Raw genomic sequence first — 12,453 nt, forward strand, 5'->3', positions numbered from 1 at the left:
ATAGCTTGATCCACCCCAACCCCTCTGTTAGCACGGCCGGACGCTCGCAGCCCCTCCCGCTTTTGCACGGTTGAGACACTCTTGAACGCCCTCGCCCAGGCCGCATCTCCCATTCCAAGTGCTGGAATTCTCTGGAACAAGTTGCTGGAGGCCATCCGTCAGGAAGGTCGTCAGTATGCGCTCCAGTGGTTGGATCGGGTGCGTGCCTTGGAGGTGCGCGACAACACCCTCGTCCTGGGTGTCCCGGACCGTTTCTTCCGCGACTGGGTGGATGACCATTACCGGAGCCTGCTCGAAGGACACCTCGCCCGGATGGGCGACGGCCTCGTCTCCGTGGCCTATGAGGTGGTGGAGGGACTGGTCGTCGAAGGCACCTTCCCGCCCACACCCACCGTGAAGGTGAGCGTGGGCCGTCCTTCACGGCTCAACAGCCGCTTCACCTTCAGCACCTTCGTGGTGGCGGACAGCAACCAGCTCCCCGCGGCGGCGGCCCAGGCCGTCTCCGACAAGCCGGGCCACCACTACAACCCGCTCTACATCTATGGCGGCACGGGGTTGGGGAAGACACACCTGCTCCAGGCGGTGGGCAACCACATCTGGGAGAAGGACCCCTCGCAGCGGGTGGTGTTCCTGTCGAGCGAGCAGTTCACCAATGAGTACGTGGAGAGCGTTCGCGAGCACCGCATGACGGACTTCCGGCGGAAGTTCCGCGAGGAGTGCGACGTGCTGCTCATCGACGACATCCAGTTCCTGGGCAAGCGCGAGGAGACGCAGAAGGAGTTCTTCTACACCTTCAACACGCTCTACGAGCTGGGCAAGGCCATCATCCTCACCAGCGACACGGTGCCCGCGGAGATTCCGGGCCTGGAGGAGCGGCTGCGCAGTCGCTTCACCATGGGCTTGATGACGGACATCCGCGAGCCCACGTACGAGACGCGGGTGGCCATCCTCCAGAAGAAGGCCGTGGCGGAGAACCTCCACCTGCCGGACTCGGTGGCGCACTTCATCGCCAAGCACATCCAGAAGAACGTGCGCGAGCTCGAAGGGGCGCTGGTGAAGCTGTCCGCGGTGCACAGCCTGACGCGCCAGCCCGTGACGGAGGAGTTCGCCGCGGAGGTGCTGCGAGACATCCTCCCCGCCCAGCACGCGGTGGACGTCGAAGCCATCCAGCGCGAGGTGGCCCGCTTCTACAAAGTCACGGTGGAGTCCCTCAAGGAGGACCGCCGTCACAAGGCCCTGGCCCATGCCCGCCAGGTGGCCATGTACCTGAGCCGCAAGCTGACCAAGAGCTCCTTCCCGGAAATCGCGTCGCGCTTCAGCAAGGACCACTCCACCGTCATCTCCGCCGTCCGCAAGGTGGAGGGGCTTCGCGAGTCGGACCCCACCGTGAAGCGCGAGCTGGCGGAGCTGGAGCTGCGGCTCGGCGGCCACTGAGTCGGCTCGCTGAGTCTTTTGTTACACCCGCAGCCCGGTTGAGACAGCGCGTCACGGAGTCGTGACGACCAGGATGGGGCCCTGCGCCCGTATCCCTGGGGTTTTGACCCCTCGTCTGAAGAGCCTGCTGTCCCTCTTCGCCGTGCTGGTGATGGCCAGCCTATGGAGCATCGAGCTCCCGGACGAGCCCCCTGTCCTCCCCGCTCCCCCGCTGGAGCTTCCCCTCCCCGAGCCCCCCTCGACCCCCGTCCTCCAGCAGGGCGTGAAGGGCCGGCACCGCGTGCTGACGCCAGGGCTGGAGCACCGCTACCACTTCGACCTGGATACCCGGACCGCCGAGCAGCTCCCCGGCGCGGAGGCTGGCCGGAGCTGGCGGCACTCCGGGTGGGGTGGGGCGCTGGAGCTCACGTATCTGGGGCTGGAGGGAGAGCGGCACTTCTTCTCGGGCCGGCTGAGCCTGTCTCGCGTGGAGGTGGATGGACTTCCCGATGAGGCGTCGCTGCGGGAGCTGAGCGCCGCGCTCGAGCACCCCGTCTATCTGGCACAGGACCTCAGAGGTCGAGTGCTCACCGTGTACCTCGACGCGACGTCGGAGCCCCGCGTGAGGCGACTGGTGAGCCTGCTCCTGTCCACCACCCAGTTCGTCGCGGAGGATGGGCGGAGCTGGAGCACCGAGGAGACGGACACCACCGGCGACTTCGAGTCCGAGTACCGCACCGGTGGCAGCGCGAACACCTACGTGAAGACGCAGCGGCGCTACCTGCGGACGGCGCTGCCGCTGTGGGCGCCCTTGGGGCCTCGGGGGCCGGGCCTCACCGTGCCTCGGCTGCGAGGACACCTGGACTTCACGCTCGACGAGGACGGGCTGGTGCGCGACGTCACCGGCTCGGAGGTGGTGGAGACGGGCGGCGGCGCGCTGGGCCTCCCCTTGATGCGCACCGAGACTCGCGTGGCGCTGACACGGTGGGACTCGCGCCAGGGGCCCCCCCTCTCGATGCCCGCGTTCCGGGAGACCCGCGCCTCGCTGAGCGCCGGGCCTCTGTCCGCGCCGGAGAGCCCCGCCTCGCCCGAGAGGGACAGGGCCCTCGTGGGAGACGCGACGCTGGGCGCGGTGCTCCCATCGCTGGAGGACGCGACGCTGGAGCCCGAGAGCACCCAGCTCCTCCTCCGAGAGCGACTGTCGGCCCTGCTGCGTTCGACTCCCTCGAGCGCGAAGGACGCGGCAAGATGGTTCCGCTCGAGGCCCCTCCATGAGGCCGTGGCCGGCGAGGTCCTCGACGCGCTGGGAGACGCGGGGACCCCCGAGGCTCAGCACGAGCTGGCGTCGCTCATCCTCCCCTCACGGCGCGACACGAACCTGACGACCCGCCTGCGCACCCTCGCGGCGGTGGAGCGGGTGCGGCGCCCCACCGCGGCGCTGGCCCAATCACTCACACGCGTCCTGACGTCCACACGCAAGCCGGAGCTGGAGCACGCGGCGATGCTGGCGCTGGGCACGGTGGCTCGAAACCTCGACCGCTTCGAGCCAGGACACGCGCTGGACCAGGTCGAGGGCCTGCTGAAGCACTGTGAAGCCAGGCCCCTCTCCGCCGAGCCGTGCCTGCGTGCGCTGGCGCGGGTGGGCTCTCCTCGAGGCCTCACCTATGCGAGCCAGGCGCTCTCCCATCGCTCCCCGCACGTCCGCGCCGCCGCCACCGAAGCCCTGGGGGCCATCACCAGCGCGGACGTGGACGTGCTCCTGGACTCGGTGCTGCTGGAGGACACGGAGGCGCTCGTCCGGGAGAAGGCCGCGGAGGTGATGTCGCGACGCGCCGCCGGGCCCCACCTGCGCGCGGCGACCCAGGCGCTGCGCACGGAGCCCGTGGCCCAGGTCCGCGCTCGAGTGGTGCGGATGTTGGGCCCGCTGCCCGCCCTGGAGCCGCTCGTCATGGAGCTGCTGCGCGATGTGGCCGCGCGGGATGACTCGGAGGACGTGCGCCGCCTGGCCTCGTCGTACCTCGCCCGGTAGCGGCCGTCCCGCTCACGCCTCCGGAATCCACAGCGCGCGCAGGTCCGCGGGGAGCTGGCCCATCACATCGTCAATCTCGCCCTCGGAGATGTGCTCGCGCAGCGTGGCGAACACCGCGCGGCTGAGGCGCTCCGCTTCGTTGGGCGGCGTGTCCAGGTCATCACCGACCATCTGGAGGAACTCCAGCAGCTTGAACTTGCGCGGAGGCAAGCCCTCATGGCGCGGACAGCGCTTCAACAAGTCCCGCACCTTGGCCGGCAGCTGCGCCTCCAGGTGCTTCACCTCCGTCCCCATGAGCCGCTGCTCGAGCGTGCAGAGCACCGACTCCGCCGCCCGCTGCGCGAGGGCCCGGTCGCCGCCCACCCTCGCCGCCAGGTCCCCGAGGAAGAGCTCATACGTCCGCGACGTCCTCGACTCGTGCCGCTGGGCGCGGAGGTCCTCGGTGGCGCTCGGGCGTCCGCCCGCTTCTTCCCGCCCCTCGGATTCATTCGCCATGTCGTCACCCTTTCTCGCTGATGCGTGAGGGAGTGCCTGTCTCCCTCTCGTCAGCGTGGGCACCGTCCGGCGGGAAGACACCGGCGGGCGAGGCGGGGCGCGGGCGCCTTCCGCGCTCTCCGCGCCCGGCTCAGAGGAACAGCCGCCCGTTCGTGAGACGTTGGAGGTAGGGAATCACCACCAGGACCCAGAACACCACCGCGCCCACGCCCAGCGCGATGGCCGCCATCGCCTGTCCCTTGCGGCCGATGGGAGGCCGGGCATTCAAGTCCACCTTCCTCAAGGCCAGCGCGCCCACGAGCACGGCGAAGGGCGCGAACACCGGGATGATGAACGACGTGACCCCCAGCGACAGGGCGTTCCGGGCCAGGGGGTTGTTGACGCGCAAGTCCCACAGCCGGCTCAGGTCTTTCTCCGACACCTCCACCCGGAAGAAGAGCCGGTTGCGCGCGTCGAGGAAGGTCTGCAGCGCGGAGACGAACATCAAGAAAGACAGCACCAGCGCGCCCGGGCCATGGACAGACGCGGCCGCGAGCCCCGCCACGATGGGCGTGAGCACCAGCGCCGTCCTCGCCCAGCGCTGCCCCAGGAAGAAGCACCCGCCCACCACCGCGGCCCCCAGGAGCACCGCCGCCGCGAGCCACTCCCCCGCGGATATCGCGAACGCCGCACCCGCGACGAGCGCCAGCGAGACGATGCCCACCACCCACGCATTCGCATCGCGCTTGCCCCAGAAGCGCTGGCGGAAGACCTCCAGGTAGTTCACCTCCGGCCGGACCGCGCAGTCCGCGCAATACAAGACGGACATCACCCAGGTGGCGCAGACGCCACAGACGAAGGAGCCACAGCGCTGACACGTGGCGTCGGCTTCCTCCTCCGGATGGACCGCGCAGTGCGGCGTGACACCAACCATGGGGGCCATGGCCCCACTGTCTCATGGAGCACCCCCGGTGCCATCTGTCTCGGTTTCACGGGTCATTCCTTGTCCCCCTGGAGAGGGACGCGTGCTAAGCGCGAGAGGTGAGACCCAGGCACGGAAGCCCCGGAGGAACCTTGTCCCGAATGAAGGCCCTCGCCGCCGCAGCGCTCGTCCTGTTCGGGCTCCCGGCACTCGCCCAAGCAACACAAGAGGCGAAGCCGCTGGAGCCCGGGCGCGAAGCGCTCGCCATCCCCTACGAGAAGTACACGCTGCCCAACGGACTGGAGGTCATCCTGTCCGTGGACCGCAAGCTGCCCATCGTGTCCGTCAACCTCTGGTACCACGTGGGCGCGTACCACGAGCAGCCGGGCCGCACGGGCTTCGCGCACCTCTTCGAGCACATGATGTTCCAGGGCTCGCGCAACGTGGCGGATGACGTGCACATCTCCATGCTGGAGCAGTTGGGCGCGACGGACCTCAACGGCACCACGAGCTTCGACCGCACCAACTACTTCGAGACGGTGCCCACCCACCACCTGGAGACGGCGCTGTGGATGGAGAGCGACCGCATGGGCTTCCTGCTCGACGCGCTCACGCCCGAGAAGCTGGCCACCCAGAAGGAGGTCGTGAAGAACGAGCGCCGCCAGGGCACCGAGGCCGCGCCGTACGGCCTGGCCCAGGAAGAGGCGTGGCACGCGCTGTTCCCCTTGCCGCACCCGTACCATGGCTCCGTCATCGGCTCGATGAAGGACCTGGACGCCGCCACCGTGGATGACGTGAAGGACTTCTTCCGCAAGTGGTACGCGCCCTCCAACGCCACGCTGGCCGTCGTCGGTGACTTCGATGTGGCGAAGACGAAGGCCCTCATCGAGAAGTACTTCGGCTCGCTGCCCAGCCACCCCAAGCCCACCAAGCCGCAGGTGGCCCCGGTGAAGCACACCAAGCCCGTGGTCATCCGCTTCGAGGAGCGCGTGGCCACGCTGCCCCTCTTGTCCATCCAGTGGCTGACGCCGGGCTACTTCGAGAACGGCGACGCCACCGCGGACGTGCTGGCCACCGTGCTGGGCACGGGCAAGGCAAGCCGCCTCTACCGCCGCCTGGTGCTGGAGAAGCAGCTGGCCCAGAGCGTCACCGTCGCGCAGCAGAGCCAGGGCGCGCAGTCCGTCTTCAGCATCGACGTGACGGCGCGGCCCGGGGTGTCCACCGACGCGCTGCTCAAGGAAGTGGACGCGGTGCTGGAGGACGTGCGCAAGAACGGCCTCACCCCCGAGGAGATTCAGCGCGCGCGCACCCGCATCGACACGCGCATGCTGGCGGGCCTCCAGTCCATCGGTGGCTTCGGTGGCAAGGCGGACGTGCTGCAGAGCTACAACCACTTCGTCGGTGAGCCCAGCTACGTGGCGCAGGACCTGGCGCGCTACGAGTCGGTGACGCCCGAGGCCGTGAAGCAGTTCACCCGCGACACGCTGCGTCCCGACGCACGCGTCATCCTCCACGCCGTGCCCGCGCCCCGGAAGCAGGCCCCCGCCGAATCGAAGGAGCGCCACTGATGCGCCGCCTCATCACCGCCCTCGTCTCCCTCTCGCTGGCCGGCTGCGCCAGTCAGCAGAAGCCCACGCCCGCCGAGCCCGCGCCGGCGCCCGCTCCGGCCACACCCGCGGCCCCCGCCGACGCGGAGGCCTTCCGCGCGACGGCGCCCCAGCCCGGCAAGCCCCCGGAGCTGGTGCTGCCCGTCTTCCAGAAGGCCACGCTCGACAACGGGCTCACCGTGCTGGTGAGTACCCGGCGGGAGCTGCCGCTCGTGTACGCGGGGCTCGTCTTCGCGGCGGGCAGCGCGCAGGACCCGGTGGGCAAGCCGGGCCTGGCCGACCTGACGTATCGGATGTTGTTGGAGGGCGCGGGCACCCGCGACACGGTGGCGCTGGACAACGCCCTGGGAGACCTGGGGACCTCCGCCATGCAGGACGTGTCCCCGGACGGCTCGCGGCTGGGCGTGCGGGTCCTGACGCGCAACCTGGACGGCGCGCTCGCGCTGCTGTCGGACATGGCGCTGCGGCCCACCTTCGCGCCCAAGGCCTTCGAGCGCCGGAAGAAGCAGCAGCTCGCGGACCTGGTGCGCCGCCTGGGCAGCCCCAACGCGCTGGGGCAGCTGGTCTTCCTCTCCTCCACCTTCGGGAGCACCCACCCGTACGGGCACAGCGCGACGGGCACGCCCGACTCGGTGCAGTCGCTCACGCTGGAGGACGTGCAGGGCTTCTACAAGAAGCAGGTGGGCCCGGCCGCCGCGGCGCTCGTGCTGACGGGGGACATCTCCCTGGAGGACGCGGTGGCGCTCGCGCGCAAGCACCTGGGGGGATGGAAGGCGCCCGCGGTGCCGCCCGCCGCGCCTCCCGCGCCTCCCGCGTCCACGCGCCAGGCCGTCTACGTGGTGCCCAAGCCCGGCCTGGACCAGACGGTGATGATGCTGGGCCGGCCCGCCATCGCCGCGGGGAACCCGGACGAGTTCGCCCTGGACCTGGCCACCACCGTGTTCGGCGGCTTCTTCGGCAGCCGGCTCAACATGAACCTGCGCGAGGACAAGGGCTACAGCTACGGCGCCGGCGCGGGCATCGACCCTCGGCTGGGCGTGGGCCCGCTGAGCGCGGCCACGTCCGTGCGCGCGGACGTCACCGGGCCCGCGCTCGGTGAGACGATGAAGGAGCTCCACGGGCTGAAGTCGCGCCCCATCACGGAGAAGGAGCTGGAGGCCGCTCGCGAGGGCCTCATCCGCGCCTTCCCGGGCTCCTTCGAGACGGTGGAGGGACTGGGCTCCAGCGCCGCGGTGCTGTTCATGAAGCGCCAGCCGCTGGATGAGTACAGCCGCACCGTGGAGGGCCTGCGCACGGCCACCGCGGCCGAGGTGCAGCGCGCGGCGGAGAAGTACCTGGACCCGGCCACGCTGCAAATCATCCTCGTGGGCGACCCGCTCCTCATCCAGGAGCAGGTGACTCCGCTCAACCTGGGCAAGCTGATGCCGGTGGAGCCGGACACGGAGCCCGGGAAGCCTCGCGCGACCCGCTGAGTGAGGACACGGACCCGGCGCGCATCACCTTCGCGCGCCGGGCCCCTCCTGGAAGCACGTCAGTCGCTCTCCTCGACCTGGCGCTCCAGGGATTTCTCGCGCCCTTCACGTTCGCGCTCCAGCTCATCCGCCTCGTCGATGGGGCTGCGGATGTCGGGCACATCGCCTCCGGCGGGTCCGTCGCTGTCGAGCGCGAACTTCATCTCCCGGGTGCTGTGAATCGAGTCGGCCGCGTAGAGGGGCAGGGTGTCGTCCGCCTGCAGTCCTCGCTCCACGCGGTCCTTGGCGAAGGACGGCCCGGGGTGGCCACCTTTCGAGGGGTCTCTCTTCTGGTTGCGGGTGCCCAAGGGCCCTCCTCATCGAGGGGCCGGGCGAGGAGCTCATCCCCTCGTCCATGTCCCCACGGGCCTCAATGTCGGAGCGGGGAGGGACTGCACCAAGCTCCGGGCGAGGACCGGGGGGCATGCCCGCCCGGTGCGTGGGCGGGGTGACTCACGCCTCCGAGACTCCGTAGTGCCGCGACCAGGTCCGCGAAATCTCCGGAGGGTAGGAGGCGAGCGTCCTCCGCCATTCCTCCTCGAGGTGGAGCGCGCGGGTCTTGTCTCCGTCTTCGCGCAACAGCGTGGCGTATTCGCGGAACGGTGAGTGGTGCGAGGCAGGCAGCTCCAATGCCTTCTCGAAGCAGGACCTGGCCCTCTCGCGGCCTTGTGGGTCCTTCGAGCGCAGGAACAACAGGGCCACGCGCTTGAGCGCCTCGACGGTGCCCGGGAAGAAGAAGCTCAACTGGTAGAAGTCCCTGTTCAGGCGGTGGCTGTTTCTCGGTGAGAACGCGGGCTCGCACTCGATGAACTCGAGGTAGTGGCGGATGGCCTCGGCCTCGGCACCCGACTGCTCCGCGAGTTCCCCGAGATAGAAGTGGTTCACCCCATGGAAGCGTGGGTCCTCGAGCCTGCCATAGAGGTCGGTCGACTCACCCTCCTCGAGACGTTCCTCGAGAGGACGTCTGGGGATGAGCGAGCGCACCAAGTCCATCGAATGCTTCAGGTGCGGACCCGCCTCCGGGAGCTTGTATTGGTGCCAGGCGAACTGGCTGCTGATGACGTAGAGCCCGAGCGGATGCATCTCATCCGGGTTGAGGTAGTCCGACTTGTGGCGGTAGCGCACCGGGAGGAACCGTGCCTCGAACTCCGCCCGCCAGCGCTCGAAGTGCTCCAGGTGTTCGAGCACCTGCGCCTTCGTCGTCGTCAGCGAGGCCTCCGAGTGCCAGCGATACACCTCGAACGCCACGCGGAGAAAAGCAAAGGCCGAGTCGAGTGACGCCCGCGCTTCCACCGAGCGCGCGCGACGTCTGCTGAGCACCCGACGATGGCGAACAATCTCGGACTCCCACGAAGGCATGGTTCAGCGTACTCCGTCCTCAAGAGTCGCGGCGGTCGGGACGAGCGGCGGCGGCTCCACCACCACCTGCATGGAGAGCGCGGTGTGCTCGGCCTCCCAGCGCAGCCACAGCTTGGGGCGAGACGTCTTCGTGCGCGCGGGCTCCACCCTCAGGGACAGCCAGTTGCGCTCGCGCAGGTAGCGGCCCTTGCCCACCGGGAGCATCTCCGTCTGCATGTACGACGGCAGGTCATCCACCGCCTCCTCCGCCAGCATCCGCATGCCCATGAACTGGAGCATGTCGGGCGGCGGATGGACGATGCCTGACGACGTCACCTGCTCGATGGCCGCCTCCGCGAGCCCCGCGGGGATGTGCTCCGGACTGCGCGAGCGGATGAGTCCTCGCGCTCCCACGTGCACGTCCCCGGACACCACCGTCACCGCGCAGCAGGACGCCTTGGCCAGTTGGAGCAGGTCCACCATCAACCGGATGCGCTCACCCCGGTGCACCAGGGACTCCCACTGGTCCAGCATGTCGTCGTGCAGCTCCGTGTCCCCGCTCATCGACTCCACCGCGGAGCCGAAGCGCAGGTGCACCAGCGGGATGGAGGACAACACCACGACGTGCCGAGGCTTCAGGCCCGCGTCCTTCGCGTGCGCCAGCCGCCACGCGTCCAGCGTCGCCCACTGCCCCGGGCCCATCACCTCGTGCGCCATCCTCCCGTTGCTCTGCTTGCGGTACGTGCGCCCGCTGCGCAGGTCCAACGCCACCACGTCCACGTCGCACTCCTCGCCGACGAAGTGACGCGTCTGGAGGTAGTGCATGTCGCAGGGCTTGCGCCTCGTCGGCAGGTCTCCGCCTCGCAGCGCTCCCAGTTGGAAGGCCTCGAAGGCGAGCGCGGCGGCGCTGTAGAGGGACTCGAACCACTCGCAGGACTGCAAGCTCTCGTGCGAGCCCCACCCGTCGAAGATGTCGTGGTCATCCCAGGTGAAGAGTCCCGGCACTCGCGCCAGCATGGGCGCGATTCCCACCGAGCCGCTCCAGCGCTCGCAATACAGCTCCACGTAGCGCGCCAGCATCGTCTCGTGGAAGCCCTTGGGCGGACCGAAGTCGCGGTTGAGCTTCTGCTCCAGCTCCCGCTTGCGGAACTCCACCATCGGCTCATGGTCCAGGAGCGAGTCCGCGTACACCTGGTCTCCGCCCCCCATCAGCAGCTCGAAGCCTCCCTCCTTCGGCTCCTCGTGCTGGGCGAGCATGTCCATCCAGCAGCCGAAGGGCCGCTTCATCCGCATCACCGCGCCCCACGTCCTCGCGTCGCTGGCGCCATTGCAGGAGAAGAAGGCCGCGCGAGGCAGGGCCCCCTTCGCGGGCACCACCACCGTCTTCACGTCCTCCGCGCCCCACGGCTTCACCGTGTCCGTCTGCCCGGAGTAGTCCACCTCCTCCAGCGCGGGGCCTCCCTCCACGGGCTCGAAGCGGTACGTCACCCGGACCTGGGTCTCCGCGCGAGGCAGCGTCACCTCCCACCGCCACAGCACCCCGGCCACTCGCGTCTTCAGGCCGGAGAAGTCCGCCACCCGCGTCACCTGGGGGGACACCACGTCCGGGAGCTCCTTGCCCTCCACCGTGCGGAAGCGCAGCTTCAGCGGAGGCGGGTGCGCCGGGTCCACGTCACCCAGGTACAGGTTCACGAAGAAGGACCACGTGTCCTTCGCCAGCTGGTCCTTGGCGTACAGCATGGGCCCCAGGAGCTTCTTCATCTTCCCCCCCAGTCGGTCGAGGACCGTGAGTCCAGGATTCACGGACTCTAGTCTGGAACGTGGGGGCGGGAGAGGGGGGAGCCATGCGGGGAGTGCGAGCCGCATCCCCAAGTTACCCACAGGACCCGCCGGGTAGACCCCTGGGGTCTGGCTCAGCCCTGGGAGGTCTGAGGTCCTGCGAAGCTGCGAGGGCTGAGCAGGCGCAGCGTCAGCACCAGGGCGAGGAACAGGACGCTGGCGCTGATGGTGACGAAGCGCACCCCCACCCGGTCCGCGAGCGCCCCCAGCGCCCAGACCCCCGCCGCGTACCCTCCGCCCAGCACCATGCTGTAGAGGCTGCTCACGCGCGCCTGCAACTCGCGAGGGACCCGGGACGTCGCGAAGGCATGCAGGCCGCTCATCAGCATCAGGTAGTTGGCGCCGAGCACGAAGATGCCGGCGGCGGCCACCGTCAGCGTCGGGGACAGCCAGTAGAGGGCGGACACCACGCCGATGGACGTCGCCGCCAGGCCCAGGAGCCTCCGGTGACCCAGCGCATCCGCCAGGGTGCCCACCACCACCGCCGCCGTCACCGCGCCCGCGCCCTGGCAGGCGACGAGCAGCGACGTCGCGGCGGCGCCCTGGCCGAAGACGTTGATGGCGAAGACGGGGACCAGGCCGATGAACGGGGCCACCAGCGCGGCGACGAACAGCGTGCCCCAGAGCACCAGCCAGATGTCCTCGTCACCTCGGGCCACGGAGATGCCGCGGGTGATGCCCGCCCACAGGGTCTCCTTCTTCGCCTCCGGGTCGCGCGCGGGCAGGCGCACGCGAGACAGGGCCACGAGCACCGCGACGAAGGACAGCGTGTTGACGAACAGCGCCCACGACGCGCCGCCCATCTGGAGCACCAGCGCCGCGAGCAGCGGGCCCACGATGCGCCCCAGGTTGAACTGCGCCGAGTTCAGGCTCATGGCGCTGTGCAGGTCGCGGGGCGGGACGAGCTCCGCGAGCATCGCGGAGAAGGCCGGGTTGGTGAGGGTGCTCGCGCAGCCGTTGAGCAGCGAGACGACCCCGACGATGGGCACGCTGAGCTTTCCGGTGAAGGCCAGCACCGTCAGCACCGCGGCGAGCACCAATTGCACGGTGATGCCCACCGCGACGTAGGCCCGCCGGTCGAACCGGTCCGCGAGCGCACCGCCCAGCGGGGACAACACCACCGAGGGCAGGAAGGAGAGGGCGACGATGCCTCCCGTCCACTCGGCGCGCCCCGTCTCCTGCGTGACGTAGACGCCCATCGACACCGTCTCCATCCAGGTGCCGATGTTCGAGATGAGCGCGCCCAGCCAGACCGCGAGATAGCCGGGGTGCTCGAAGGCGCGAAGCGAGGAGAGCTGAGGCAGTCGAAGGGCGCGCACG

10 protein-coding genes are annotated in these 12,453 nt (G+C 69.6%); 4 read left to right on the forward strand and 6 right to left on the reverse strand.

The annotated features are described in order from the left end of the window. Positions 1 to 81 precede the first annotated feature (81 nt). Both dnaA and MYSTI_RS00010 read left to right on the forward strand, forming a co-directional pair. Complete coding sequence (gene dnaA / locus MYSTI_RS00005; RefSeq protein ID WP_015345623.1) at positions 82 to 1,434, forward strand: chromosomal replication initiator protein DnaA; 1,353 nt, start codon at positions 82 to 84, stop codon at positions 1,432 to 1,434. A 103-nt stretch (positions 1,435 to 1,537) separates the two neighbouring features. Continuing rightward, positions 1,538 to 3,442 carry a HEAT repeat domain-containing protein gene (locus tag MYSTI_RS00010; RefSeq protein WP_052350837.1) on the forward strand — a complete coding sequence of 635 codons (1,905 nt, stop codon included), beginning with the start codon at positions 1,538 to 1,540 and terminating at the stop codon, positions 3,440 to 3,442. Between the two features lie 12 nt (positions 3,443 to 3,454). On the opposite strand, the gene MYSTI_RS00015 is transcribed toward MYSTI_RS00010, so the two are convergent. Together MYSTI_RS00015 and MYSTI_RS00020 are read right to left on the reverse strand one after the other, a co-directional pair. Continuing rightward, positions 3,455 to 3,937 (reverse strand): DUF2267 domain-containing protein, encoded by a 483-nt coding sequence (locus MYSTI_RS00015; protein WP_015345625.1) that lies wholly within the window; start codon positions 3,935 to 3,937, stop codon positions 3,455 to 3,457. Positions 3,938 to 4,067: 130 nt separating this feature from the next. After that, the gene (locus tag MYSTI_RS00020; protein WP_015345626.1) at positions 4,068 to 4,859 is read right to left on the reverse strand and encodes a B-box zinc finger protein; all 792 of its coding nucleotides are present in this window, start codon (positions 4,857 to 4,859) and stop codon (positions 4,068 to 4,070) included. 140 nt (positions 4,860 to 4,999) lie between these two features. Between MYSTI_RS00020 and MYSTI_RS00025 the strand changes: the two genes are divergently transcribed. Both MYSTI_RS00025 and MYSTI_RS00030 read left to right on the forward strand, forming a co-directional pair. Then, complete coding sequence (locus MYSTI_RS00025; RefSeq protein ID WP_015345627.1) at positions 5,000 to 6,406, forward strand: M16 family metallopeptidase; 1,407 nt, start codon at positions 5,000 to 5,002, stop codon at positions 6,404 to 6,406. Next, positions 6,406 to 7,917: a M16 family metallopeptidase gene (locus MYSTI_RS00030; protein WP_015345628.1), complete on the forward strand. Its 1,512-nt coding sequence runs from the start codon at positions 6,406 to 6,408 to the stop codon at positions 7,915 to 7,917. The genes MYSTI_RS00025 and MYSTI_RS00030 overlap by 1 nt, the downstream gene beginning before the upstream one ends. Before the next feature lie 59 nt (positions 7,918 to 7,976). Here the strand turns inward: MYSTI_RS00030 and MYSTI_RS00035 are convergent, their stop codons facing one another. From MYSTI_RS00035 to MYSTI_RS00050, 4 genes are all read right to left on the reverse strand, one after another. Continuing rightward, positions 7,977 to 8,264: a hypothetical protein gene (locus MYSTI_RS00035; RefSeq protein ID WP_015345629.1), complete on the reverse strand. Its 288-nt coding sequence runs from the start codon at positions 8,262 to 8,264 to the stop codon at positions 7,977 to 7,979. A 145-nt stretch (positions 8,265 to 8,409) separates the two neighbouring features. Continuing rightward, positions 8,410 to 9,315 carry a hypothetical protein gene (locus MYSTI_RS00040; protein WP_015345630.1) on the reverse strand — a complete coding sequence of 302 codons (906 nt, stop codon included), beginning with the start codon at positions 9,313 to 9,315 and terminating at the stop codon, positions 8,410 to 8,412. A 3-nt stretch (positions 9,316 to 9,318) separates the two neighbouring features. Beyond that, entirely contained in the window at positions 9,319 to 11,097 is a 1,779-nt protein-coding gene (locus MYSTI_RS00045) for an alkaline phosphatase D family protein (protein WP_169558593.1), read from the reverse strand. A 110-nt stretch (positions 11,098 to 11,207) separates the two neighbouring features. Then, positions 11,208 to 12,452 (reverse strand): MFS transporter, encoded by a 1,245-nt coding sequence (locus MYSTI_RS00050; protein ID WP_015345632.1) that lies wholly within the window; start codon positions 12,450 to 12,452, stop codon positions 11,208 to 11,210. Between the last annotated feature and the right edge of the window lies 1 nt (position 12,453).

The organism is Myxococcus stipitatus DSM 14675 (assembly GCF_000331735.1).
Classification (GTDB): Bacteria; Myxococcota; Myxococcia; order Myxococcales; family Myxococcaceae; genus Myxococcus; species Myxococcus stipitatus.

What these genes read in the sequence shown, in the direction of transcription:
- MYSTI_RS00025 (WP_015345627.1), top strand. Translation starts at nt 5,000, where the DNA reads ATGAAGGCCCTCGCCGCCGCAGCGCTCGTCCTGTTCGGGCTCCCGGCA.
- MYSTI_RS00015 (WP_015345625.1), bottom strand. Translation starts at nt 3,937, where the DNA reads ATGGCGAATGAATCCGAGGGGCGGGAAGAAGCGGGCGGACGCCCGAGC.
- MYSTI_RS00030 (WP_015345628.1), top strand. Translation starts at nt 6,406, where the DNA reads ATGCGCCGCCTCATCACCGCCCTCGTCTCCCTCTCGCTGGCCGGCTGC.
- MYSTI_RS00020 (WP_015345626.1), bottom strand. Translation starts at nt 4,859, where the DNA reads ATGGCCCCCATGGTTGGTGTCACGCCGCACTGCGCGGTCCATCCGGAG.
- MYSTI_RS00040 (WP_015345630.1), bottom strand. Translation starts at nt 9,315, where the DNA reads ATGCCTTCGTGGGAGTCCGAGATTGTTCGCCATCGTCGGGTGCTCAGC.